21 protein-coding genes are annotated in these 24,064 nt (G+C 70.3%); 11 read left to right on the plus strand and 10 right to left on the minus strand.

Annotated features, from left to right (window positions below):
- Position 1 precedes the first annotated feature (1 nt).
- Positions 2-1,984 carry a heme-binding protein gene (locus O5I81_RS18570; RefSeq protein WP_271066349.1) on the minus strand — a complete coding sequence of 661 codons (1,983 nt, stop codon included), beginning with the start codon at positions 1,982-1,984 and terminating at the stop codon, positions 2-4.
- A complete protein-coding gene (locus O5I81_RS18575; protein ID WP_271066350.1) occupies positions 1,981-3,306 on the minus strand; it encodes a multiheme c-type cytochrome in 1,326 nt (441 codons plus the stop codon). Before O5I81_RS18575 ends, O5I81_RS18570 begins: the two co-directional genes overlap by 4 nt.
- A gap of 368 nt (positions 3,307-3,674) precedes the next feature.
- Between O5I81_RS18575 and O5I81_RS18580 the strand changes: the two genes are divergently transcribed.
- Positions 3,675-10,988, plus strand: a complete 7,314-nt coding sequence (locus O5I81_RS18580) for a cadherin domain-containing protein (RefSeq protein ID WP_271066351.1) — start codon at positions 3,675-3,677, stop codon at positions 10,986-10,988.
- Here the strand turns inward: O5I81_RS18580 and O5I81_RS18585 are convergent.
- The 3 genes from O5I81_RS18585 to O5I81_RS18595 all read right to left on the minus strand — a co-directional run bounded on the left by O5I81_RS18585 (position 10,985) and on the right by O5I81_RS18595 (position 14,181).
- Positions 10,985-11,893 carry a FecR family protein gene (locus tag O5I81_RS18585; protein ID WP_271066352.1) on the minus strand — a complete coding sequence of 303 codons (909 nt, stop codon included), beginning with the start codon at positions 11,891-11,893 and terminating at the stop codon, positions 10,985-10,987. The genes O5I81_RS18580 and O5I81_RS18585 overlap by 4 nt on opposite strands.
- A gap of 20 nt (positions 11,894-11,913) precedes the next feature.
- On the minus strand, positions 11,914-13,224 hold the full coding sequence (locus tag O5I81_RS18590) for a tetratricopeptide repeat protein (RefSeq protein WP_271066353.1): 1,311 nt from the start codon (positions 13,222-13,224) through the stop codon (positions 11,914-11,916).
- 114 nt (positions 13,225-13,338) lie between these two features.
- On the minus strand, positions 13,339-14,181 hold the full coding sequence (locus O5I81_RS18595) for a TauD/TfdA family dioxygenase (RefSeq protein WP_271066354.1): 843 nt from the start codon (positions 14,179-14,181) through the stop codon (positions 13,339-13,341).
- Positions 14,182-14,302: 121 nt separating this feature from the next.
- On the opposite strand from O5I81_RS18595, the gene O5I81_RS18600 reads away from it, so the two are divergent.
- From O5I81_RS18600 to O5I81_RS18645, 10 genes are all read left to right on the plus strand, one after another.
- A complete protein-coding gene (locus O5I81_RS18600; RefSeq protein WP_271066355.1) occupies positions 14,303-14,563 on the plus strand; it encodes a hypothetical protein in 261 nt (86 codons plus the stop codon).
- An 89-nt stretch (positions 14,564-14,652) separates the two neighbouring features.
- Positions 14,653-15,483, plus strand: a complete 831-nt coding sequence (locus O5I81_RS18605) for an urease accessory protein UreD (RefSeq protein WP_271066356.1) — start codon at positions 14,653-14,655, stop codon at positions 15,481-15,483.
- Positions 15,483-15,785 carry an urease subunit gamma gene (locus O5I81_RS18610; RefSeq protein WP_271066357.1) on the plus strand — a complete coding sequence of 101 codons (303 nt, stop codon included), beginning with the start codon at positions 15,483-15,485 and terminating at the stop codon, positions 15,783-15,785. Before O5I81_RS18605 ends, O5I81_RS18610 begins: the two co-directional genes overlap by 1 nt.
- Before the next feature lie 10 nt (positions 15,786-15,795).
- Positions 15,796-16,362, plus strand: coding sequence for a HupE/UreJ family protein (locus O5I81_RS18615; RefSeq protein WP_271066358.1), 567 nt, complete (start codon positions 15,796-15,798; stop codon positions 16,360-16,362).
- A complete protein-coding gene (locus O5I81_RS18620) occupies positions 16,359-16,679 on the plus strand; it encodes an urease subunit beta (protein ID WP_280924385.1) in 321 nt (106 codons plus the stop codon). Before O5I81_RS18615 ends, O5I81_RS18620 begins: the two co-directional genes overlap by 4 nt.
- Position 16,680: 1 nt before the next feature.
- Entirely contained in the window at positions 16,681-18,384 is a 1,704-nt protein-coding gene (ureC, locus tag O5I81_RS18625) for an urease subunit alpha (protein ID WP_271066359.1), read from the plus strand.
- The gene (locus tag O5I81_RS18630) at positions 18,384-18,836 is read left to right on the plus strand and encodes an urease accessory protein UreE (protein WP_271066360.1); all 453 of its coding nucleotides are present in this window, start codon (positions 18,384-18,386) and stop codon (positions 18,834-18,836) included. The genes ureC and O5I81_RS18630 overlap by 1 nt, the downstream gene beginning before the upstream one ends.
- A gap of 162 nt (positions 18,837-18,998) precedes the next feature.
- On the plus strand, positions 18,999-19,664 hold the full coding sequence (locus O5I81_RS18635) for an urease accessory protein UreF (protein ID WP_271066361.1): 666 nt from the start codon (positions 18,999-19,001) through the stop codon (positions 19,662-19,664).
- Positions 19,661-20,287: an urease accessory protein UreG gene (gene ureG / locus O5I81_RS18640; RefSeq protein WP_271066362.1), complete on the plus strand. Its 627-nt coding sequence runs from the start codon at positions 19,661-19,663 to the stop codon at positions 20,285-20,287. Before O5I81_RS18635 ends, ureG begins: the two co-directional genes overlap by 4 nt.
- Before the next feature lie 57 nt (positions 20,288-20,344).
- Complete coding sequence (locus O5I81_RS18645) at positions 20,345-20,737, plus strand: hypothetical protein (RefSeq protein WP_271066363.1); 393 nt, start codon at positions 20,345-20,347, stop codon at positions 20,735-20,737.
- 11 nt (positions 20,738-20,748) lie between these two features.
- Here O5I81_RS18645 and O5I81_RS18650 read toward each other — a convergent pair whose 3' ends face one another.
- Genes O5I81_RS18650 through puuE form a run of 5 tightly spaced genes read right to left on the minus strand, consistent with a single transcriptional unit; the run spans position 20,749 to position 24,014 of the window.
- Positions 20,749-21,204 (minus strand): hypothetical protein, encoded by a 456-nt coding sequence (locus tag O5I81_RS18650; protein WP_271066364.1) that lies wholly within the window; start codon positions 21,202-21,204, stop codon positions 20,749-20,751.
- On the minus strand, positions 21,205-21,633 hold the full coding sequence (locus O5I81_RS18655) for a hypothetical protein (RefSeq protein WP_271066365.1): 429 nt from the start codon (positions 21,631-21,633) through the stop codon (positions 21,205-21,207). It lies immediately after the preceding gene.
- Between the two features lie 5 nt (positions 21,634-21,638).
- Positions 21,639-22,625 carry an allantoicase gene (gene alc, locus O5I81_RS18660; RefSeq protein ID WP_271066366.1) on the minus strand — a complete coding sequence of 329 codons (987 nt, stop codon included), beginning with the start codon at positions 22,623-22,625 and terminating at the stop codon, positions 21,639-21,641.
- Positions 22,622-23,101, minus strand: coding sequence for a 2-oxo-4-hydroxy-4-carboxy-5-ureidoimidazoline decarboxylase (gene uraD, locus O5I81_RS18665; RefSeq protein ID WP_271066367.1), 480 nt, complete (start codon positions 23,099-23,101; stop codon positions 22,622-22,624). Before uraD ends, alc begins: the two co-directional genes overlap by 4 nt.
- Positions 23,094-24,014 carry an allantoinase PuuE gene (puuE, locus tag O5I81_RS18670; protein WP_271066368.1) on the minus strand — a complete coding sequence of 307 codons (921 nt, stop codon included), beginning with the start codon at positions 24,012-24,014 and terminating at the stop codon, positions 23,094-23,096. The genes uraD and puuE overlap by 8 nt, the downstream gene beginning before the upstream one ends.
- Positions 24,015-24,064 lie beyond the last annotated feature (50 nt).

Here is a 24,064-nt window from a genome sequence, read left to right on the forward strand (position 1 = left end):
CTCAGATCCCCGAGCAGACGTTGGAAGCGCCGCTGTCGATGTAGGGCGCGAAGGGGCAGTTGACGTAGCGCAGCCGTGTCGAGGTCGCGCCCTGGACGACGACGACGGTGTCGGAGCGGATGGAGGCGGCCGGATGGGCGATGGTCCCGCCGGCATTGAACAGGCCGAGGGCGCTGATCATGTCGTCCTGGTCGATGCCGTCGCCGGAGACGCCGATGGCGCCGACCAGCTGGCTGCCCCGATAGATGGGCGCGCCGCCGGGGAATATCTGCAGGCCGTTCTGCAGCCGGTTCTGGCCGGGCCGGGCGTCGGGCAGGGCCGTGCAGCGGGCCGGGGTGTCGGCCCCGCCGCCGTTCACGAAGGTCAGGTGCTGGCCGAGGTTGCCGAGCACCAGGGCCGATTGCAGGCCGGTCGAGAAGGGGCTCCAGTCGGCGATCGACCGCGACAGCGGGCCGGGCGGCCGGCCGACCTCGCCGTCCGGGAAGTAGGGCCGGTGCAGGTTGCCGATGGCCCGGACCGAGACGCCGATGGTTCCGGTCAGGGCGTCGGGGCGGGACAGGAAGGTGCGGGTGGCCGGGACGAAGGCGCGGACATCGGCGCTGGGATCGGCCGACAGGTCGGCGCCGGCCGCGGGATGGCTCATGAAGGCGGCCGAGCGGGCCTTCTGCAGCGAGACATCGATGCCGAACACCGGGGCGTCGGGCGAGCGGACGATGCCGAGGATGTCGCCATGGGTGTCGACCACCGAGATGGTCACCTGGGCGCGGCTGTCGAGCGGCCGCCGGATCTGGGCCCGGGCGTGACGCATGACCGCGAAGGCCTGCTCCAGCAGGCTACGCGCCTCGGCGGCGGTCAGCGGGGTGGCGACACTGCCGCCGTCGGCCCCGGCGGCCGGCGGGTAGCGATTGCCCCCCGCGCCGTTGGTCAGGACGAAGGCGTCCGGGTCGGCGAATTCGGCATCGGCGGCGTCGCGCACGCCGGAGCCCTCGGTCCCGAAGGTCTGGCCGGCGATGGCCGGGCCGGCGGCGTAGCCGGTGACCGCCACCAGGGCCCCCGTGCCGACCGGCAGGCTGGCGAAAGCCGGCGCGCTGGCCGGGGTGCTCATCAGGTCGGAGATCGTGGCGTCGCTGAAGCGCAGCGAGGTCCCATCGACGGTGATGCGGTCGGCCTTGATCTCGGCGGCGGCGTCGAGGCCGCTCATGGCGGCCAGGGCGATGATCTCTTCCAGGTCCTTGTCGACGTCGATGACGTTGGCGTCGAAACCGTAGTCGCCTTCGGCGATGACGCCGACGCCGCCGACCAGCACCCCGCCCTTGTAGAGCGGAAAGCCGCCCGGATCGGCGGCCAGGCCGAGCGGCGAGCGCTTGGGACCCAGGAAGGCCGTGGCCCCGCCGCCGGCCGCATACCGTCGGTTCAAATCCGAACAGGGCAGCTGGCTGAACTGCACCCCGAACAGCGGACCGCTCTCCAGCCCGACCGCGCCGGGGGCCGGCGGGAAGTGCTGCTGGACGATCATGCTGGCCGTGCGGCTGGAGAAGGCGTTGCCAGCCGAGGAGAGGTAGGCGCCGGTCACCGCCTTGGCGATGGCGCCCGCCTCGGCCGGGGCGACGACGCCCTGGATGTCGCGGTTGGTCCCCGGCCCCGGGCGGATGGTGATGGTCGCCGGGGCGCCGGTCATCCGGTAGACGGCCAGAACGTTGCCGACCCGGTCGGTGACCGCGATCACCGCCGGCCGGCCGCGGGCCCGCGCCTCAGCCACGGCCCGGGCGAGGACGCCTTCGACATCGGCGACGCTGAGCGCGGCCAGGCCCAGAGCCGGATAGACGGGCGTCGATCCACCGCCGCCGCCGCCGCCTCCACCGCCGCCACCTCCCCCACCGCCGCCGCCGCCTCCCCCACCGCCGCCGGAGCAACCGGCGACGACCAGCGAGGCCGCGACGATGACGCTGGTGACGGCGCGGCCCAGGAGGGAAGCCCGGATCATGTGACGCGCTCCAGGGCGGCCCGCACCCGGCCGAGGGCGGCGCGGAAGTCGCCCGGTCGATAGGCGTTGGGGTCTCTGACGGCGGCGTAGGCCGCCTCGATGTCGCGACGCATGCCGCCAGCCGCGCCGCCGCCGACGGCGCCCTGGCTGACGGCGGCGGTCAGCAGGGTGTCGACGGCCATCACCGCCTGGGCCCCGCCGCTGTAGTCGGTGTAGCGGACGGTCAGGGCGTCGCCGAGCACCAGCCGCAGGATGGCGACGGTGTCCCGGTCGCTGAAGCCGCGCCCGGCGAAGCGGTTGCCCAGCTGGGCCGTGGTGGCGCCCAGCCGCCTGGCGGCGGCCAGCATGCCGGCCCGGTCGCCGCCCATGGCCTGGTGGAAGGCCCGGGAGTCGGCCGCGAACCGCTGGGCCAGGTCCGGCGCGGCGATCTTCGCCGCCGCCGTCAGCAGGATCATGTTCTCGTCGTTGTAGGGCGGCGCGCCCCAGACGATCGGCCGCCCGGGATTGGCCCCGAACCGCACCGGCGGGTTCGCCTCGTCGCTGATCGCCCGGTGACAGCTGTGGCAGTCGAAGAAGTAGAATTCCGGGAAGACCCCCTCGCTGCCCTTCGACGAGGTGAACAGGGTCAGGGAACGCTCGAGCGCCAGGGCCTGGCCGACAGCCCAGCTGGTGACGCCGCTGACCGAGCGCTTGCGGGCGTGGTTCTGATAGCTGTTGAACAGGTCCAGCTCGAAGCTCATGCGGGGATGGCCGGCGGCCATCATCCGGTGGCTGACGAACTGCCCCGGCTTGTCGCTGCCGAAGTGGCAGTCGAGGCAGGTACCCGCGAGAACCCGGGGGTCTTCCAGCGCCCGCATGCCGCGGGCCCGGTTGTCGGCGCGGCTGGCCCCGACCGTGTAGTGGCTGGCCAGCCAGCCCTCCGACCCGCCGTGGCAGGATTCGCAGCCGACGCCGTCGGAGACCTGGAAAGTCGGGCCGCGACGGGCGGCGTTGTCGGTGTGGCAGCCGAGGCAGGCCGGGGCCCTGGACGCTTCGCCCATGCCGAGACGGTCGGCGATCTTCTGGGCCCAGGGGGTCTGCAGGCTGCGCCAGGCCTTCGAATGGGCGCCGGCGGCGCTGGTGTAATCCTGCCAGACGACCAACTCGTTCTGGCGCACCACGGCGCCGTCGCCGGCCCCGCGTCCGTGGCAGGTCGAGCCGGCGCAGCTGCCGACGCCGTTGTGCACGGCCTGCGAGGAGGCCGGGACGGCGAACAGCAGGGCGAGGACGAGACTCGCCCACGCCACGACGGCATTGACCTTGCCCGCGAGCAGACGCTCCACGCGGCCCCCTTTTGAACCCTCGCCCTACGGCCTCCCCGGCCCGGGCCTATCCCCGATGCTGCGACGATAACACCAAACACCGGTCGGCCAAATGGAATGCAAGCGAAGGGGGAGGCTCCCCCGCCAGACGTCTCGGGGTGCAGACTCTTGCAGGCGAGTGTTTCGGACTGGCCGGGCAAGACGCCGGCCGCGCCAATACTACCCGTTTCGGTGTTTCGACCTGAGAATGCCCAGGTTCGCGGCCCCAGACCTGACGTCGCCAAATTGACGCCAAAACCAAACACGGGAACTGTACGTACCTATCGAACACCGTTCGCGGTGATTGGGGCTGGTCGGCGGAGCCGGTCGGGGATTGAGGGGATCAGATCGTGGCCGTCAAAAAGAGCACCAGCGACACGCCTCTTGCCGCCTTGGCGCCGGTCGGCGGCGACCCGCTGGCCGCCCCGCGGGTGGTCTCCGGAACCAGCGACAGCGGCACGATCGCCGAGGACGGCGGGACGGTCGTGCTGCCGGTGCTGTCCAACGACACCGGCGTGGTCGGCATCGTCCAGATCAACGGCGCCAGCGTCACGCCGGGGTCGGTCATCACCCTGCCCTCGGGCGCGCAGATCGTCGTGGGGGCCGGCGGCGCGCTGAGCTTCCTGGTCGGCGGCGCCTACCAGAACCTGGCCGCCGGCCAGACCGCCACCGAGACCTTCACCTATGTCGCCACCGACGGCGGCGGCTCGGCCGTCGCCCCGGACGGCTTCATCAGCGCCGGCGCCCTGACCGCCGCCAAGGGCTTCACCATCACCGGGGCGGCGGCCGGGGACCTGGCCGGCTACGCCGTGGCCGGCATCGGCGACGTCAATTCCGACGGCGTCGACGATGTGCTGGTCGGGGCCCTGCAGGCCGACCCGGCGGGCCGGACCAGCGCCGGGACCGCCTACGTCCTCTATGGCCGGACGGGCGGCTACACCGGCATCGACCTCGCCGCCCTGACCCCCGCCCAGGGCTTCGGGGTTCGCGGCTTCGCCAGCCTCGACTTCCTGGGGACCAGCGTCTCGGCGGCCGGCGACATCAACGGCGACGGCCGCGCCGATTTCATCGTCGGCGCCCCCAAGGCCAATGGTCCGGCCGGCCTCGACGTCGGCGCGGCCTACGTCATCTTCGGCCAGGCGAGCGGCGGCTTTGCCGGCGGCATCGACGTCAATGCCCTCAACGGAACCAACGGCTTCGTCATCCGGGGCGGGGCGGCGACGGACAGCCTCGGCTTCTCGGTCTCGGCGGCCGGCGACGTCAACGGCGACGGCCGGGCCGATCTCATCGTCGGGGCCCGCGACGCCGACCCGGCCGGCCAGTCGGGGGCCGGCAAGTCCTACGTCCTGTTCGGCCACACCGGGCCGTTCAGCGCCGCCGTCGATGTCGCCAGCCTGAACGGGGCCAACGGCTTCTCGATCTCCGGCATCGACGCCGCCGACCAGAGCGGCCTGTCGGCAGCCTCGGCCGGCGACCTCAACAACGACGGCCTGGCCGACCTCATCATCGGAGCGGCCGGCGGCGATCCCGGCGGGCGGGCGGGGGCCGGCGAGGCCTATGTCCTGTTCGGCCGCACGGGCGGCTTTGCGGCCAATGTCGACCTCTCCAGCCTCAACGGGACCAACGGCTTCGTCCTCAACGGCATCGACGCGGGTGACTTCGCCGGCTGGTCGGTGGCCAGGGCCGGCGACCTCAACAACGACGGCATCGACGACATCGCCGTCGGCGCCCTCTACGGCGACCCGTCGGGGCGCGGCAACGCCGGCGAGGTCTACATCCTCTATGGGCGGGGCGGCGGCTTCGGCGCCTCGGTCAACCTGTCCAGCCTTTCCGGCGCAACCGGCTTCGTGATCAGCGGCGGGGCGGCGGGCGACCTGACCGGCCACACGGTCAGCGCGGCCGGCGACGTCAACGCCGACGGCATCGACGACCTGCTGATCGGCGCCCTGTACGCCGATCCGCAGGGCAGCACGGACGCCGGCCAGAGCTACGTCCTGTTCGGCCGCGCCGGCGGCTATGCCGGCGTCGATCTGTCCCTGCTCGACGGCCTGACCGGCTTCGCCGTCGGCGGCGGCACGACCGGCGGCTTCAGCGGCCAGACGGTGTCGGCGGCGGGCGACCTCAACAACGACGGCATCGACGACCTGATCATCGGCTCGCCCAATGCCGACCCCAGCGGCCGAACCGACGCCGGCGCGGCCTATGTCCTCTACGGCGCCGCCAACATCGCCCGGCTGACCAGCCCGGTGACCGTCACCGTCACCATCACCGGGACCAATGACGCCCCCAGCATCGTCTCGGGCGGCGGCGGCGCGACGGCGGTCGCCAGCCGCGTCGAGGGCGGAACCAGCGTCGCCGTCATCACCGCCGTCGATATCGATAGCGGCGCCAGCATCACCTACAGCATCGCCGGCGGGGCGGACGCCGCCCGGTTCAAGATCAACGCCGCGACCGGCCTGCTCGAATTCAAGGCCGCCCCCAACTTCGAGGCCCCGACCGATGTCGGGGCCGACAACGTCTATGACGTCATCGTCCGGGCCAGCGACGGCGCCCTGTCCGACACCCAGGCCATCGCCGTCATGGTGACCAACCTCGCCGAGGCCCCGGTCATCACCAGCAACGGCGGCGGCGCCACGGCGACCCGCTCGCTGGCCGAGAATCTGACCACCGTCACCACCAACCTCGCCACCGACCCCGACGGCACGGCCCCGACCTGGTCCATCGTCGGCGGCGCCGATGCGGGCTTCTTCCTGATCGACGCCGCCACCGGCGTGCTGCGCTTCGCCAATGCGCCGGACTTCGAGACCCCCGGCGACGCCAACGGCGACAACGCCTACCAGGTCACCGTCCAGGCCAGCGACGGAATCCTGACGGACACCCAGGCCCTCACCGTCACCCTCACCAACGCCAACGAGTCGCCGGTGATCACCTCCGGCGGCGGCGGGACTTCGGCGGCCTATGACGTCGTCAGCGGCGCGACGGGTCCCATCGCCAACGCCGCCGTCGACCCGGACGCGGGCGCGACGCTGACCTGGTCGATCATCGGCGGCGCCGACCAGGGCTTCTTCGTCATAGATTCCACGACCGGCGCGTTGAACTTCGCCGCCCCGCCGAACGTCGCGAACCCGCTCGATACCGGCAGCAACAACATCTACCAGGTGCAGATCCGCGTCAGCGACGGGGCCCGCACCGACGTCCAGACCCTCAACGTCCGGGTCACCGCCCCGGGGGCCAGCGCCCCGGTGATCAACTCACTCGGCGGCGGCGCGATCGGCGCCTACGCGATCTTCGAAGGCACGCTGGGCCCGACCACGGTCAGCGCCACCGATCCGGACGGCACGACTCCGACCTACAGCATCCTTGGCGGGGCCGACGCCGGCTTCTTCACGATCAACACCAGCACCGGCCTCCTGCAGCTCAACGCCGCTCGCGACTTCGAGACGCCGGCCGACGCCAATGGCGACAACGTCTATGAGGTCGTCGTCCGCGCCTCCGACGGGGCGCTGAGCGACACCCAGACCATCCGGCTGACTATCCTCGACAGCAACGAGGCGCCTGTCATCACCTCCGGCGGTGGCGGTCCGAACGCCACGGCGAGCACGCCGGAGAACCTGCTCGGCGTCACCACGGTCACCGCCAGCGATCCGGACGCCGGCGCCGGCCTGTCCTTCAGCATCGTCGGCGGCATCGACCAGGCCCAGTTCGTCATCGATCCCACCACCGGCGTCCTGGCCTTCGTCAGCACACGGAATTTCGAGGCGCCGACCGACGCCGGGACCAACAACGTCTATGACGTCGTCGTCCAGGTCTCCGATGGGACAAGCACGGCCACCCAGGCCATCGCCGTTACGGTGACCAACACCAACGAACCTGTGGCCATCACCTCCGGCGGCGGCGGGGCCAACGCCACCGCCAGCCTGGCCGAGAACAGCACGGCGGTCACCACCGTCACCGCCGCCGATCCCGACGCCGGGACGACCCTGACCTTCAGCCTGGCCGGCGGCGCCGACCAGGCGCTGTTCACGATTGGCGCCACCACCGGCGTCCTGAGCTTCATCTCCCCGCCCGACTTCGAGATCCCGTCCGCAGCGGGCGGCGGCAACCTCTATGAGGTGGTTGTCCAGGTCTCGGACGGAGCCAACCTGGACACCCAGGCCATCGCCGTGACGGTCACGGACGTCGCCGAGGCGCCCGGCATCATCTCCGACGGCGGCGGCGCCACCGCCAGCCTTGGCCGGACGGAAAACAGCACCGCCGTCACCACCGTCACCGCCAATGACCCCGGCGGCGGAACCCTCGGCTACAGCATCATCGGCGGCCCGGACCAGGCGCTGTTCACGCTCGACAGCACCACCGGCGTCCTCAGCTTCATCGCGCCGCCCGATTTCGAGGCCCCGGCCGACAACGGCGCCGACAACAGCTACCAGGTCGTCGTGCAGGCCTCGAACGGCGTGTTCAGCGACAGCCAGACCATCACCGTAACGGTGAGCAACCAGAACGAAGCGCCGGTCATCACCAGCAACGGCGGCGGCGCGGTCGGCGGCTACACCATCCTGGAAAACACCCTCGGGCCAAACACCATCACGGCGGTGGATCCCGACGCCGGGGCGAGCATCACCTACAGCATCATCGGCGGCCCGGACGCCGCCCGCTTCGTGATCAACGGGGCGGGCGTCATCCAGCTGGCCGCCAACCCCAACTTCGAGGCCCCGGCCGACAGCGACGGCGACAACGTCTACAGCGTCATCGTCCAGGCCAGCGACGGCGCCCTGACCGACACCCAGACCATCAACGTCACGGTCACCAACCAGAACGAAGCCCCGGTCATCATCAGCAACGGCGGCGGCGCCGCGGCCAGCCGCAACGTGGTCGAGAACACCACGGCCGTGACCACTGTCACCGCCACCGATCCGGACGGCGTCGCCACGCCGCTGACCTTCAGCATCGTCGGCGGGACCGACCAGTCCCTGTTCACCATCAACGCCGCCACCGGCGCCCTGGCGTTTGTCAGCGGCCGGGACTTCGAGGCCCCGACCGACAGCAACGGCGACAATGTCTACAACGTCACCGTCCAGGCCAGCGACGGGGTCAACGTCGATACCCAGGACATCAAGGTCACGATCACCAACCGCAATGACGCCCCGGTGATCACCTCGAACGGCGGCGGCAGCGCCGCCTCCATCACCCGGCCGGAGAACGGCCCGCTGCTGGTCACCACCGTCGTCGCCGCCGATCAGGACGCCGGGGCCACGCTCAGCTACATGATCACCGGCGGCGTCGACGCGGCCCGCTTCAGCATCAACGCCGCGACCGGCGACCTCAGCTTCGTGGCCAACCCAGACTTCGAGGCCCCGGCCGACAGCAACGGCGACAACCGCTACATCGTCATCGTCCGAGCCAGCGACGGCGTCCTGACCGATGTGCAGACCATCACCGTCATCGTCACAAACCTGGCCGAAGGCAGCGCCGCGCCGGTCATCACCTCCCGGGGCGGCGGCCCGACCGCCAACATCAGCGTCCCCGAGAACGCGGCGGCGGTCGACATCGTCACGGCCACCGACGCCGATACCCCGCCCGCCGGTCTGACCTACAGCCTCGCCGGCGGCGTCGACGCCGGCCTGTTCAACATCAACCCGACCACGGGCCAGCTCAGCTTCGTCAGCGGGCGGGACTTCGAGGTCCCCACCGATTCCGGCGGCGACAACATCTACAACGTCATCGTCCAGGTCTCCGACGGGGCCAACGTCGACACCCAGGCCCTCGCGGTGACGGTGACCAACGTCAACGAGGCGCCGGCCATCACCTCCGGCGGCGCCGGGCCGACGGCCAGCTACAGCATCGCCGAGAACTTCAATCCGCCCCTGGTCGCCAGCCTGACCCGCGCCGATCCGGACGCCGCCTCTCCCGCCACCTGGAGCATCATCGGCGGGGCCGACGCCGCGCTTTTCTTCCTGAGTCCCACAACCGGCGAGCTGGGCTTCATCAACTCGCCGGACTTCGAAAACCCGACCGACTCCGACCTCGACGGCGTCTACCAGGTTGTCGTCCAGGTCAGCGACGGCGGCCTGACCGATACGCAATTGCTCACCATCACGGTGACCAACCAGGACGAGGCGCCCAACATTTTCTCCGACGGGGGTGGGCCGACCGCCACCATCGACGTGACCGAGAACCTGACCTACGTCACCAACGTCCTGGCCGATGACCCCGAGGGACAGACCGTCACCTACAGCATCGTCGGCGGCGTCGATGGCGTACTGTTCAACATCGACCCGGCTACCGGCGATCTGACCTTCGCCACCCCGCCGGACTTCGATGGCCCGCAGGACGCTGACGGCGACAACCGCTACGAGGTCACCGTCCGCGCCTCCGACGGAACCCATTTCAGAGAGCAGCAGATCACCGTTCAGGTGCAGAACGATCCGGCCGAGCCGCCCGGCCCGAGCCTCACCGGCCTGATCGGGATCGTCACCACCAACGAAGCGGCCCCCCGCGTCCGCATCGATCCCGACGTCACCTTCACCACCAGCGAGACCGACTTCAACGGCGCGACCTTAAGGGTCAACGGGCTGACCGGCGTCGACCGGGTGTCGGTGATCAACGTCGGCTCGGGGGCCGGCCAGGTCGGGGCGACCCTCGGGCCCAGCATCACGGTTTCCTACGAGGGCGTTGTCATCGGCACGGGAACGGGCGGCGCCGGCAACGACCTGAACATCGTCTTCAACGCCAACGCCACGCGCCAGGCCATCGAGGCGGTGGTCGAGGCGCTGGGCTTCGAGTCCCAGGCCGACGACACGGTCGCCAACCACAGCCTGACCATTACCCTCACCGACCTGCTGGCCCAGGAAGCCCGCGCCAGCGTCCGCATGGTGTTCAACGCCAATGTCCTCAACGGCACGCCCGGCCCGGACGCGCTGTCGGGCTTCAGCGGCGACGACACCATCAACGGTTTCTCCGGCAACGACGAACTGGACGGCGGCGTCGGCGACGACAAGATGTTCGGCCAGGAGGGCGACGACGTCATCCAGGGCGGCGACGGCGACACCGACATCATCGACGGCGGTGGCGACCGGCTCGAGGACATCGACACAGTCGTCTACGGCAACCCCCTGTCGGCCTACACCCTGGCCTTCGGGACCCACAACGACATCTTCGTCACCGGTCCCGGCGGCTTCACCGATCATCTGTTCAACATCGAGTTCCTGCAGTTCGCGGACGTCCTGCTGCCGGTCGGAAACGACGTGCCGGAGATCACCTTCGGCGGCGGCGGCGACGAGGCCTTCATCACCGTCGACGAGAACCAGAGCTTTGTCGCGACCATCAACGCCGTCGATACCGACATCAACGCGGTGCTGAGCTTCAGCATCGGCGATGGAGCCGACGCCCCCCTGTTCCAGATCGACTCCTCAACGGGTGATCTGACCTTCAATTTCGGCCCCGACTTCGAGGCCCCCGCCGACGCCGACGGCGACAACGTCTATGCGGTGGAGGTCATCGTCAGCGACGGCTTCAGCGAGGACCGCCAGACCATCTTCGTCACCGTGGCGGATGTCGCAGGCGGCATCATCCCCGCGCCCAAGGGCGACGGCGCGCCGATGGACGCGCCGGCCTTCATCCCGCCGCCGGAGGTGAGCACCGGCGTCGAAGGCGGCTGGCTGTTCTAGGGGTTCGGGTCGACCGGCGGGAACAGCGGGAAGTCGCCGTCGGTGTTGGCCCCGTCGCGCACGTCCGGCGTCGGTTCGAAGTTGTCGCCGGCGTCGGGCGGCGGCAAGGCGTCCGGCGCATCGGCCGCGTCGCCCGAGGCGACATAGGCCGGTTCGGTTTCGCCGCCCCCGCCGCTGTCGTCCGGCGAGCTGGGCGGCGGCAGCAGCAGGCCGACCAGCTGGGCCGAGACTTCGTCGGTCAGTTCGAACGGGCCGAACGCCCCGGCGTCGGTGACGATCAGGGACAGACCGGGACGGTCCAGGCTGATGATCTGACCGCCGCGCTCGACATCGATGGCGCCGGGGGTGTCGAAGCTGTCGGCCGAGCCGGCCGGGCCGCGCAGCACGACCAGCAGCATGGTCTCCGGATCGCCGGTGAACGGCGGCACACCGGGCTGCTGTTGCAGCAGGGCGAGGGCCTCGGGGCCGACCAGACCCTCGACGATGGTGCCGCGCACGCCGATCGAGGCCACCGGGGTGGTGATGGCCTGGCGCGAGGGGCCGCGCGAGGTCTTGCCGGAGGCGAAGCGGAAGGCGCCCCTGGCGACGCTGGCGCTCATGCCCCCGGGACTGTTCGGGGCGGCGGCGACGAAGCGATCGACGGTCATCCGGGCGTTGGCCCCGACGGTGAAGGTCGAGCGGTCGCGCAGCAGCACCTGCACCTGGCTGGCCGGGCCGGTGACGTATTGGTCGCCCAGCTTGACCGGCGCGCGGACCACGGCGGGGCGCAGCGGGGCGGCGCCGGACTTCTGCTGCACCTGATTGCGGACGGCGGCGTTGACGCCGACCTGCTCCTGGGCGGTCGCCGCCGCCGACAGGGCCAGCCAGCCGGCGGCGGCGAGGGAAAGAACCTTGAGCGTCTTCATCGGATAGGTCCTCGAAGCCTCTAGTTGCGGGCGCCGAAGCGCCAGATGAGGCGCAGTTCCGCGCCCCAGCCCTCGTAGTCGGCCAGGGGAAAGCCGCTTTCGCGGCTGGCCCAGGTCAGTGCCCCTTCCAGGGTGATGTCCTCGCGCCGGTCGCCGGTCGCGCCCTTGCCGGCGAAGGCGCTGAGCGGCGCCCCGATAGCCAGGCGGGCGTTCAGCCGGGTGTCCTCGCGGGTCTCGCCGAGCAGGAAGAAGGGGTCGGCCTCGTCATACTCCAGCCAGCGGGCCGAGCCGTTGGCCAGGACGTAGACCCCGCGCTTGAAGCGCTGGTCGAGGCCGACCGAGACGCGCGGTCCCGAATAGCCGAAGGGGTCGTAGGAGGCGGTCTTGACCTCATAGCCGAGGCCGCCGGTCAGGGTCGTGCGCGAGGCCAGCTTGTGCGCCAACGAAAGGTCGAGGCTGTAGCGCTCGCCGTCGCGGTCGCCGCCGATCAGGGCGGAGACCGCGTCGATGGCCGGCTCGTCATAGTTCTGGTCGACCGCCTCGGCCCGCAGGCCGAGCGTGGTGCGGTTGGTCAGCCGCCAGCTGAAGGCCGCGCGGAGGCCGAGCTCGGTCAGTTGAGGATCGCCCTCCAGCCGCACCTGCCGGGCCAGCAGGCCGACACGCAGGGAGGTCAGACGCGAGCGATGGCCGAGGCCGCCTTCGCCCTCGAAGCGCTGGAAGTCGACCGCCGCGCCCGACAGTTCCGAACGGTCGTAGGCCAGGCCGGCGCCGTAGATCTCCCAGGCCTTGCTGGCGCCGAGATCAGCCCGGCCCTTGATGCTGAGGGACAGCTCGCTGGAGGTCCCCTGCTCGGCCGGCGGAGCGCCGAAGATGTCGAAGGCGGTGAAATAGGCGCCGGCCGCGTCGTCCTCGTAGACCACGCCGGCGGTCACCCGGCCGGACACGGCGGAGTCGGCGGTCTTGTCCCTGACCCGGTCCAGGTAGCGGTCGGCCTCGGCCCGTTGCAGCGGCGAGAGGTTGGCCCCCTTCAGCCGGTCCAGCTCGACCTTGGCGCCGTTGTAGTCGCCCAGCCGGAACAGCAGAACGGCGTAGAACAGCCGGTCGCCATGGCGGTTGGGCTCCTGGATCAGCACCCGTTCCAGAGTCGAGGCGGCTTCCGACAGGCGGCCCTGGGCGGCCTGGTCGCGGGCGTAGGCAAGGTTCAGCTCGACGTCGTCGGGCGCGGCCATGACCGCCTCGAAATCCTGCGCGCCGGCCGTCGAGACGGCTCCCAGGGCAAGCGGCAGCGCCAGCAGGGCCGGGGCGAGGGCTCTTGAGACTCTGATGACCAAGACAGCGCCCCTTCGCGCCAAATCACGATGTTATCCCGACCTGACCTTGGAGTTAGGGCGGTGACGGGTCAAGGCAAATGGCTTCACCCCAAAGGGGGTGTCGAGGCTGGCGTCTCAGGCCTTCGGCGGCGCCCCGGCCACGGTCGTCCGGTGCATCACCCGCAGGTGGCCGTCATAGCCGCCGTCGGCGTAGTGCAGGGTGCAGCGGTTGTCCCACAGGGTCAGCATGTCGGCTGCCCAGCGGTGACGGTAGATGAAGTCGTCCTGGGTGATGTGCTCGAACAGGAAGCGCAGGATGGCCATGCCTTCCGGGCGCGTCATGCCCTCGATGCCGACGGTGTAGACCGGGCTGCAGAACAGCGCCTTGCGGCCACTGACCGGGTGAGTGACGACCAGCGGGTGGGCGACGGTCTTCTCGGCCTCCTCGCTGACCACGATCTGCATGGTCCGCCTGGCGGTTTCCTTGGCGAAGACGCCGGAGGGACCATAGGCCTGGCGGGCGCTGTGCACGGCGCGCAGGGGCAGCAGCATGGCCTGCATGGCGCCCGACAGACTGTCCCAGGCCCGGTAGCAGTCGGCGTAGAGGGTGTCGCCGCCGACCGGCGGCACGACCTGGGCATGCAGGATGGTGCCGGCCGGGGGCGCGGGTTGGAAGCTCCAGTCGGAATGCCAGCCGGCCCCGAAATTGGTCGCCGTCTCGTCCGGCTCGCGGCGCAACTCCAGCACATTGGGACGACCCGGCATCGGCTTGATGAAGGGATCCTCGCCGAAGGGCCCCAGCTGCAGGGTGAAGGCCTCGAGCGCGTCGAGCTCCATCGGCTGGTCCGGGAAATAGATCACCGAATGGGCGGTCCAGGCGTCCCGGACGGCGGCCATGGTTCCGGCGTCGAGAGGGCGTGAGAGATCAATGCCTTCGATGCGGGCGCCGAAACCGTCCGCGTGCGGCGTCACCTTCATGGCCGTTCTCCCTGATCTGTTTTCCGGCAGTAGGCGCCGGGCCGCCTCTGGTGACAAGCCCGGCGGCCCCCGATAGGCTGCGCCCCGAGGCCATCAACGCGACCCCATAAGGACCCCGTCCATGACCCCCACCCTTCCGCGCCTCGGCCTGACCGCCGCCTGCGCCGCCCTGTTGCTGGCCGCCGGCGCCTGTGATCGCCTCAAGCCGCCCGGCGACAGGGGCGAACCCGCCCCGGCCGCCTCCGCCACCGACACCACCGCCGCCGAGAAGGCCGTCGCCGAGGCCAAGGCCGACAGCGCGCCAGCGGTTGAACCGGCCTCCGCCACGCCTGAAGCCACCCCGGCGACGCCCGAAACGCCGCCCCCCGCCGAGAAGAAGTAGGGCGCCTGTTTTTTAGGCGCCGGACTGTATTCCGTCCTCGGACCGCCGGCCGCGCTTGAGGCTGGCGGTCCGCGCCCGATGCTGGCGGGATGGCGTTCGACGTCCCCGTCCTTCCCCCGGCCGAAACCGCCCCGGCCCAGCGCGCCTTCGGCTGCGGCCGGCTGGCCGTGCGCGCCGAGGACGGGCGCACGCGGCTGCGTGGCCTGTACCAGGAAGGCTCCGCCAAGCTGCGGCTGCCACGGGCCCGGGGCGCCTCGCTCGAGGCGGTGATGATCAACTCGGCCGGCGGTATGACGGGCGGCGACCGCTTTGCCTGGACCGTCGAGGTCGGGGCCGGCGCCCACGCGGTCCTGACCACCCAAGCTTGCGAGCGGGTCTACCGGGCCAGCGGCGACACCGCCCGGGTCGAGGCGCGGCTGACCCTGGAGGCCGGGGCGCGGCTCGACTGGCTGCCGCAGGAAACCATCCTGTTCGACGGCTCGGCCCTGTCGCGGACCATCACCGCCGATCTGGCCGAGGACGCCGCGCTGCTGCTTTGCGAGGCGGTGATCCTGGGCCGTCACGCCATGGGCGAGACCTTCGCGCGGGGCGCCTTCCATGACCGCTGGCGCATTCGGCGCGAGGGCCGGCTGGTCTTAGCCGATGATCTGCGGCTGGACGGCGACATCCCGCACCTGACCCATCAGAGCGCCCTGCTGGGCGGCGCCGGCGCCTTCGCCACCCTGCTGCTGGTCAGCCCCGACGCCGATGCCTGCCTGGACGCGGCCCGCACCGCCATCGGCCCCCTCGGCGGGGCCAGCGCCTTTGACGGCAAGCTGGTGGCCCGCCTTGCCGCACGGGACGGCCTGACCCTGCGCCGCGCCCTGATCCCCGCCCTCATCGCCCTGGGCGCCAGCCCGCCCGCCGTCTGGACTCTCTGATGAACCTGACCCCCCGCGAAAAGGACAAGCTGCTGATCGCCACGGCGGCCATGGTCGCCCGTCGGCGACTGGAGCGCGGCGTCAAGCTCAACCACCCCGAGGCCATCGCCCTGATCTGCGACTTCGTCGTCGAGGGGGCCCGCGATGGCCGCACCGTCGCCGACCTGATGGAGGCCGGCGCCCATGTCATCACCCGCGACCAGGTGATGAGCGGCATCGCCGAGATGATCCACGACGTCCAGGTCGAGGCCACCTTTCCCGACGGGACCAAGCTGGTCACCGTCCATCACCCCATTCGCTGAGAGGCCCGCCATGCGCCAGCTTCGCCTGCCCGCCCTGATCGTTGTCGTCGGCCTCGCGGCCACGCCAGTGCTGGCCCATCCCGGCCATGACGGCGTCAGCCTGGCCGCCGGGATCGGCCACCCGCTCACCGGCATCGACCACCTGCTGGCCATGTTGGCCGTGGGCGTGCTGGCGGCGATGCGCGGCGGGCCGGCGCGGTGGGCCTGGCCGGCCGGCTTTCTTAGCGCCATGCTGGCCGGGTTCGGGCTTGGACAGCTGGCGCCTGGCGCCGGGGTCGAGCCGGCGATCCTGGCCTCGGTCATCGTGCTGGGCGGGCTGATGGCGACCAGCGCCAGGATGCCGGGCGCGGTCGGGCTGTTGCTCATCATCGCCTTCGGCCTGGCGCACGGTTATGCTCATGGCATGGAGGCGCCGGGCGGGGGCTACGGCTTCCCGGTCGGCTTCCTGCTCAGCACGGCGGCGCTGCACGCCGTCGGTCTTCTGGCGGGCGGCGCGCTGAAGACCCGGCCGCGGATCGCCCAGATGCTTGGCGTCGCGACGGCGGCCGGCGGCCTTGTCCTGGCGGTGGCGGGATGATCCCCCCCGCTCTTGTTCCGGGCGAAGTCATCGCCGCCGAGGGCGAGATCGAGCTCAACGCCGGCGCGCCGCGCATCACCCTGGAGGTGGCCAACACCGGCGACCGGCCGGTGCAGGTCGGCAGCCACTACCATTTCTTCGAGACCAACCCGGCCCTGGCCTTCGACCGCCAGGCGACGCGCGGCTGGCGCCTCGACATCGCCGCCGGCACCGCCGTGCGCTTCGAGCCCGGCCAGACCCGCGAGGTGGCGCTGGTGCCGATCCTTGGCGGGCGGAAGATCTACGGCTTCCGCCAGTCGGTCATGGGGGATCTCTGAGATGCGCATCGGCCGCGCCCTCTACGCCGACCTCTATGGGCCAACGACCGGCGACCGCGTCCGCCTGGCCGACACCGAATTGTTCGTCGAGGTCGAGAAGGACTTCACCACCCATGGCGAGGAGGTCACCTTCGGCGGCGGCAAGGTGATCCGCGACGGCATGGGCCAGGGCCAGCAGACCCGCGCCCAGGGCGCCGTCGATACCGTCATCACCAATGTGCTGATCATCGACCACTGGGGCATCGTCAAGGCCGATGTGGCGCTCAAGGACGGCCTGATCCACGCCATCGGCAAGGCCGGCAATCCCGATACCCAGCCGGGCGTCAGCATCATCATCGGCCCCGGCACGGAGATCATCGCCGGCGAGGGCAAGATCCTCACCGCCGGGGCGATGGACGCCCACATTCACTACATCTGCCCGCAGCAGGTGGAAGATGCGCTGATGAGCGGGGTGACCTGCATGCTGGGCGGCGGCACCGGGCCGGCGACCGGCACCAAGGCGACGACGGCGACCCCCGGGCCCTGGCACCTGCAGCGGATGATCGAGGCGGCCGACGGCCTACCGATGAACCTGGCCTTCAGCGGCAAGGGCAACGCGTCCCTGCCCGGCGGGCTGGAGGAACAGATCCTGGCCGGGGCCTGCGCCCTGAAACTGCATGAGGACTGGGGCACGACGCCCGCCGCCATCGACAACTGCCTCTCCGTCGCCGACGCCTACGACGTCCAGGTGATGATCCACACCGATACGCTGAACGAGAGCGGCTTCGTCGAGGACACTGTCGCCGCCATCAAGGGCCGCACCATCCACGCCTTCCACACCGAGGGCGCGGGCGGCGGCCATGCGCCGGACATCATCAAGGTCTGCGGCCTGCCCAACGTCATCCCCAGCTCGACCAACCCGACCCGTCCGTACACGGTCAACACCCTGGCCGAGCACCTCGACATGCTGATGGTCTGTCATCACCTCGATCCGTCGATCCCCGAGGACATCGCCTTCGCCGAGAGCCGCATCCGCCGCGAGACCATCGCCGCCGAGGACATTCTGCATGACCTGGGCGCCTTCTCGATCATCTCCAGCGACAGCCAGGCCATGGGCCGGGTCGGCGAGGTGCTGATCCGCACCTGGCAGACGGCCGACAAGATGAAACGCCAGCGCGGCTCGCTCCCCGGCGACGGCGCGGCCGACAACGCCCGGGTCAAACGCTACATCGCCAAGTACACGATCAACCCGGCCATCGCCCAAGGGGTCAGCCGCCACATCGGCAGCATCGAGGTCGGCAAGCGGGCCGACCTCGTGCTCTGGGACCCGGCCTTCTTCGCGGTGAAGCCGGACCTGGTGCTGCTCGGCGGCTCCATCGTCGCAGCCCCGATGGGCGATCCGAACGCCTCGATCCCGACGCCGCAGCCGGTGCACTACCGGCCGATGTTCGGGGCCCTGGGCAAGGCGCTGACCCGGTCGAGCGTGGTCTTCACCTCGCAGGCGGCGCTGGACGGCGGCCTGCGGGCGCGGATCGGCACGGACAAACAGATGCTGGCGGTCGAGAATGTACGTGGCGGTATCTCCAAGGCCGACATGATCCACAACGACGCCCTGCCGCACATCGAGGTCGATCCGGAAACCTATGAGGTCCGGGCCGATGGCATGCTGCTCACCTGTGAACCCGCCACGGTCCTGCCGATGGCCCAACGGTATTTCCTGTTCTGATGCTCAAGGTCGCCCAGATCCTACCCGCCGGCAGCTGGTCCACCGCCGCCGACCACGTCACCCTCGACCAGGACGGCCGCCACCGCCGCCGCGCGGTGCTGACCAGCGATCATCTGGGCATCGACGCGCTGCTCGACGAGCCGGCCGCCGTGCAGTTGAAGCACGGCGATGGGCTGAAGCTAGACGATGGCCGCATCCTCGAGGTGCTGGCGGCCCCCGAGGACCTGCTGGAAATCACCGCCCATTCGCCGGAGCATCTGCTCCAGCTCGCCTGGCACCTCGGCAACCGCCACCTGGCCACCCAGATCGACGGCCGGCGCCTGCTGATCCGTTACGACCACGTCATCGCCCACATGCTGGAGCACCTGGGGGCGCATGTTCACCGGATCTCGGCTCGCTTCGATCCCGAAGGCGGCGCCTACGGCGGAGCGCATCATGCCCACGACCATTAGCCATCCCCTCTCCCGCTTGTCGGGAGAGGGTGGCCCCCAAAGGGGGTCGGGTGAGGGCAGCGCCAGCCTTGGAAGGCTTCCGCGAGCCCACTCACTCACCGCCGGTGCTGCCCTCGTCCGACCGCTACGCGGCCACCTTCTCCCGACAAGCGGGAGAAGGGTATGAGCGGGCCGCTCCTCAAGCTCCTCACCTGGCTCTCCCCTGCCTTCCCGGTCGGCGGCTTCAGCTATTCCCACGGCCTCGAACAGGCGATCCATACCGGCGCCGTCCACGACCGCGCCACCCTCAACGCCTGGATCGCCGCCCTCATCGCCCATGGCTCCGGCTGGACCGACTCCGTCCTGCTGACGGAGGCCTGGCGCGCCTCCACCGCCAACGACGCCCCGCGCCTCGGAGACGCCGCCGAACTGGCCGACGCCATGGCCCCATCCCTCGAACGCCGCCGCGAGTCCCTCAGCCAGGGCGCAGCCTTCCTGACCGCCGCCCGCGCCTGGCGCCCCTCCGGCCTGGTCCCCCCTTACGGCGATCCCGTCCCCTACTGCGTCGCGGTCGGCGCCACCGCCGCCGCCCACGGCGTGCCGCTGGAGGCCACCCTCACCGCCTGGCTGCACGCCTTCGCCAGCAACCTGACCAGCATCGCCCTGCGCGCCGTGCCGCTCGGCCAGACCGACGGGGTCGCCGTTCTCGCCGCCCTCGAACCCCTGATCCTCGAAACCGCCGCCCGCGCCGCCGCCTCGTCCCTGGACGAGCTTGGCGCCTGCGCCCTGATGAGCGACATCGCCTCCATGCGCCACGAAACCCTGCACGTCCGGCTGTTCATCTCATGAGCGCCAACGGACCCTTGCGCGTCGGCATCGGCGGCCCCGTCGGCAGCGGCAAGACCACCCTGGCCGAGAAGCTGTGCAAGGCGATGCGGGGCCGCTACTCCGTCGCCGTCATCACCAACGACATCTACACCCGCGAGGACGCCCTGATCCTCAACCGGCTGCAGGCCCTTCCCGAAGACCGCATCATGGGGGTGGAAACGGGAGGCTGTCCGCACACCGCCATCCGCGAGGACGCCTCGATCAATCTGCGGGCCATCGACGAGATGAACGCCCGCCACCCGGACCTCGACGTCATCTTCATCGAGAGCGGCGGCGACAATCTGGCCGCCACCTTCAGCCCCGATCTCGCCGACCTGACCCTCTATGTCGTCAGCGTCTGCCAGGGCGAGAAAATTCCCCGCAAGGGCGGCCCGGCCATCACCCGCAGCGACCTCTTGATCATCAACAAGACCGACCTCGCGCCGCACGTGGGGGCGGATCTGTCCGTCATGGAGAGTGACGCGAAGGTTCAGCGCGGCGCGCGGCCGACGGTGATGAGCGACCTCACCCGGCTGAAGGGGGTGGACGACATCGTCAGCTTCATCGAACGGCAGGGCGGGCTCGTCGACCGGACGCCGGCCTGAGCACGATTGACCGCGCGCCTTCACCGGCGCAGCGTGGCGGCCTGACGGAGGAACGCCATGCACCCCGCCCTGATGCCCGCCCTGATGCTGCTGGCCGGATCAGCGCCGACTGAAGACCCGCGGGGGATCTGGGCCTGCTACGACGTCGCTGTCCTCGGCACGTTGCGGGCGACGGACGAGGGCTATCAGGTCTCAGTCAGCAAGGTTTACAGCGGCGGCCGCCTGCCGGACCGCATCGACGTCTACAGCGACCCCGAAGGCTCCTATCCGAGCACTGCCTACCACCGGAACGCCGTCTTCTATCTCAGTCGCGGCGATACGGGCGGCTTTGGCGTGCTCAGCACCGCCGGTCGGCAGCCGCTGGACGGCCGTGGGCTACTGACCCGCGCTCGGGTCGAGGAACTGGCGCGCGAACGCGGCCTTGAGCGCTGCACGGCCACCCCGGCCTGATCCTCTGGCCCTCAGGGCTGGGCGTTGAGGCTGACCGCCTTGATCCCGCGCACGCCTTCGAAGGTCACCTCGATCCAGGCCATACAGTCGGCGATGTCGAGGTTGTAGGTCGGACCACCATCCCGGACGTTCATGCCCCCCTCGTTCGGCAGGAGCAGGGCCAGTTTGGCCTTGACCTCGGCCGGGCCGTCGTCGGCCTTCAGGCCCCAGGGCCAGACCTTTGCTCCGGAAAGTTCCTTGTCGAGCATGTAGTCCTGGACGAATTCGTACCGGACGCCCTCGGGATCGGAGAAGGCTGGCCTGTCCACGTAACTGACGTCCACGGCCCAATCTGGAACCGTCTTGACCGGGTCCTTCCACCGCAGCCGCCCGAAGGTGTCGACACGCGACATGGCTTCGTCGCAGGTCATGGCGTTGGCCGAGGTTGCAGAGACCGCCAGAACAGCCGCCAAAAGCAACGGACGCATTCAATCCTCCGGATGTTCGAGGCACGGCGTCAGGGGCCGGGGATCAATAGTCTGACGCTCCGCGAAGTCTAGACCGAGCGTAGTCAAGCGGATAGCCGCGGCGATCTCGGCAGGGATATCCGTAAACCTGATCGGCGTCTCCGGAGCGGCCATCAGCTCATAGGCATCAAGCAGGCCATCGACCCGATGGACATCGGACCAGTCGAAGACGAAGACGCCCTTGCGTGCATAGCTGGCAAAGGCCTCATGGGCGTCATCCGGAGAGACCCCGCAACGCTCCGGCAGGTCGTCCAACCATTCGCCGACCGGATCGAGCGTCGGCAGGGCGCCCTCGGCAATCGGCCCCTGTCCGGCGGTGATCAGGGCCGCGAGCCGCCCCCTGGAGTCCACGGCGACCCAGACCAGATCAAGCCATTCCGGATGGACCAAATCACTCAAGCCTTCCGACCCTTCATCCGCACGCGGCTGACCCCGCCGTCCGGGTAGATGTTCAGCCGTACGAACTTCACCGGCCCGAGGTTGGCCAGCTCGTCGCGGAAGGTGTGGATGTGGTCCATCGACAGCTTCACCTCCGGCAGCAGCACCGGCCAGTCTACTGCCGCCGCCGCCATCTCCTCCGGCGTCCCATGCGCCTCCAGCGCCGCCTGGATCGAGCAGCGGTCGGGGTAGTTGCCTTTGAAGTGGGCGGTGTCGACGATGATCTCCTCGATCACTCCGGCGTGGCCGAGTTCCAGCACGGCCCAGTCGTGGCCGGGCTCGCGGCGGCGGCGGGTTTCCCAGCCGTCGCCCATGTCCTTGCCGCGGCCGGGCGCGGTCAGGTTCTCGACCTTGCCGAAGTGTTCGTCGTTGGCGATCAGGCCCCGGCCACCGTTCTCCATGGCCAGCAGGTCGAGCACGGTGTCGGGCGAGACTTTCGACCAGTCCTTGTGGATGGTCCCGAAGATGCGGAAGCGAGCGACGCCGCCGTCCGGGAAGATGTTCAGCTTCACATGGGTCCAGACGCCCTCGTGCACGGCGTTGACGAAGCGGCGATCGTTGCCGGCGAGATCGATGCGCGGGACCAGCAGGGTCCAATCGGTGTCATCGCCCGGGATTTGCGCGTCCGACACGCAGGCCTCGACCGAAGCGCCGGGCGGGTAGTTGCCGGTGAAGTGGCGGGTGTCGATCTCGAAGCCGTGAATCTCGCCGGGGGCGCCGAGCTTGACGATCGCCCAGTCGTGGCCCGGGACGCGCTTGCGGCGGCTTTCCCAGCCGTCCATCCACTTGCCGTTATCGTCGTACTTGCCGGGGATGAAGACCGGCTCGGCCGGGTCGATCATCCGGCTCTTGTCGGCGAAGAAGTCGTCGGTGGCGAAGACGACCTCGCCGCCGAGGCGCGGCTGGGCCAGGTCGATCAGGCCGGCGTAGGGATGAGGCGTCACGAAGGGTCCTTGAAGAGATCGCCCAGGCGGAAGCGGGCGATGCGGTGGATCTGGGCGATGGCCGTCTCGAACTCCGTGGCCGGATCGTTGGCCAGGCGCTGTTCGAAGGCGGCCAGGATGTCGGCCCGGCTCATGCCCTTGACCGCGACGATGAAGGGAAAGCCGAAGCGGTCGTTGTAGGCGGCGTTGAGGCGCTGGAAGGCGGCGAACTCCTCCGGGCTGCATTGGTCGAGGCCCGCGCCCGACTGCTCCCTGACCGAGGCGTCGGCCATCCTGGCCCGGCTGGCCAGCTGGGGGTGGGCCCGGATCAGCGCCAGCTTTCTTTCATACGAAGCCGTATCGACCACCTCGGCCATGGCGGCGGCTATCGCCTCGGCCGTGGTCAACTCGGCGGCATGGGCCCAGACGGCGTCGGCGACCCAGGGGCTGTCCTCGTAGACGGCGCCAAAGCGCGTGGTGAAGTCGGCCTCAGCCATGCTTCAGGTCCACGGGCGGGTGCTTCTCGCGCCAGTGCCGGGCGATCTCGATGCGGCGGGCGAACCAGACGTCCTTGTGGCCAAGGGCGTGGCGCAGGAACTTCTCCAGGCCGAGGATCTTGCCCGGCCGCCCGGCCAGCCGGCAGTGCAGGCCGATGGACATCATCTTCGGACTGGTCTCGCCCTCGGCGTAGAGCACGTCAAAGGCGTCGCGCAGGTAGCTGAAGAACTGATCGCCGGTGTTCAGCCCGGTGCCGGAGAAGCGCATGTCGTTGGCTTCCAGGGTGTAGGGCACGATCAGGTGCGGCCGACCCGCCTCCGTCGTCCAGAACGGCAGGTCGTCGCTGTAGTCGTCGGCGTCATAGAGGAAGCCGCCCTCCTCGGCGGCCAGCCGCCGCGAGTTGGGGCTGGTGCGGCCCGTGTACCAGCCGAGCGGCCGCGCGCCGGTCAGTCGCTGGTGGATCTCGATGGCCCGCTGCATGTGGGCCCGTTCGACGGCCTCGGGAATGTCTTGGTAGTTGATCCACCGCCAGCCATGGCTGGCGATCTCATGCCCGGCGTGCAGGAAGGCGTCGACGACGGCCGGGTTGCGCTCCATGGCCATCGCCACCCCGAACACCGTCAGTGGCACCTCGTACTTCTCGAACAGGCGCAGCAGTCGCCAGACCCCGGCCCGCGAGCCGTACTCATAGATCGACTGCATGCTCATATGCTCGGCCGCCTCGACCGGGCCGGGGAAGATCATGTCCGAGAGGAAGGTCTCGGCCCCGGCGTCGCCGTGAAGGATGCAGCGCTCGCCGCCCTCCTCGTAGTTCAGCACGATCTGGATCGCGATGCGGGCGCCGCCCGGCCACTTCGCGTGCGGGGGATTTCGGCCGTAGCCGATCAGGTTTCTGGTGTAGCCGTCGCTCATGGGACGCCCATTCGAGGCCGCTTGGGCGCCCAACGTCAAGGCTTGCCTCG

The sequence above is a fragment of the Caulobacter sp. NIBR1757 genome, assembly GCF_027912495.1.
Lineage (GTDB): Bacteria > Pseudomonadota > Alphaproteobacteria > Caulobacterales > Caulobacteraceae > Caulobacter.

What these genes read in the sequence shown, in the direction of transcription:
- O5I81_RS18570 (WP_271066349.1), bottom strand. Translation starts at nt 1,984, where the DNA reads ATGATCCGGGCTTCCCTCCTGGGCCGCGCCGTCACCAGCGTCATCGTC.
- O5I81_RS18585 (WP_271066352.1), bottom strand. Translation starts at nt 11,893, where the DNA reads ATGAAGACGCTCAAGGTTCTTTCCCTCGCCGCCGCCGGCTGGCTGGCC.
- O5I81_RS18595 (WP_271066354.1), bottom strand. Translation starts at nt 14,181, where the DNA reads ATGAAGGTGACGCCGCACGCGGACGGTTTCGGCGCCCGCATCGAAGGC.
- O5I81_RS18600 (WP_271066355.1), top strand. Translation starts at nt 14,303, where the DNA reads ATGACCCCCACCCTTCCGCGCCTCGGCCTGACCGCCGCCTGCGCCGCC.
- O5I81_RS18605 (WP_271066356.1), top strand. Translation starts at nt 14,653, where the DNA reads ATGGCGTTCGACGTCCCCGTCCTTCCCCCGGCCGAAACCGCCCCGGCC.
- O5I81_RS18610 (WP_271066357.1), top strand. Translation starts at nt 15,483, where the DNA reads ATGAACCTGACCCCCCGCGAAAAGGACAAGCTGCTGATCGCCACGGCG.
- O5I81_RS18615 (WP_271066358.1), top strand. Translation starts at nt 15,796, where the DNA reads ATGCGCCAGCTTCGCCTGCCCGCCCTGATCGTTGTCGTCGGCCTCGCG.
- O5I81_RS18620 (WP_280924385.1), top strand. Translation starts at nt 16,359, where the DNA reads ATGATCCCCCCCGCTCTTGTTCCGGGCGAAGTCATCGCCGCCGAGGGC.
- ureC (WP_271066359.1), top strand. Translation starts at nt 16,681, where the DNA reads ATGCGCATCGGCCGCGCCCTCTACGCCGACCTCTATGGGCCAACGACC.
- O5I81_RS18630 (WP_271066360.1), top strand. Translation starts at nt 18,384, where the DNA reads ATGCTCAAGGTCGCCCAGATCCTACCCGCCGGCAGCTGGTCCACCGCC.
- O5I81_RS18635 (WP_271066361.1), top strand. Translation starts at nt 18,999, where the DNA reads ATGAGCGGGCCGCTCCTCAAGCTCCTCACCTGGCTCTCCCCTGCCTTC.
- ureG (WP_271066362.1), top strand. Translation starts at nt 19,661, where the DNA reads ATGAGCGCCAACGGACCCTTGCGCGTCGGCATCGGCGGCCCCGTCGGC.
- O5I81_RS18645 (WP_271066363.1), top strand. Translation starts at nt 20,345, where the DNA reads ATGCACCCCGCCCTGATGCCCGCCCTGATGCTGCTGGCCGGATCAGCG.
- O5I81_RS18650 (WP_271066364.1), bottom strand. Translation starts at nt 21,204, where the DNA reads ATGCGTCCGTTGCTTTTGGCGGCTGTTCTGGCGGTCTCTGCAACCTCG.
- uraD (WP_271066367.1), bottom strand. Translation starts at nt 23,101, where the DNA reads ATGGCTGAGGCCGACTTCACCACGCGCTTTGGCGCCGTCTACGAGGAC.
- puuE (WP_271066368.1), bottom strand. Translation starts at nt 24,014, where the DNA reads ATGAGCGACGGCTACACCAGAAACCTGATCGGCTACGGCCGAAATCCC.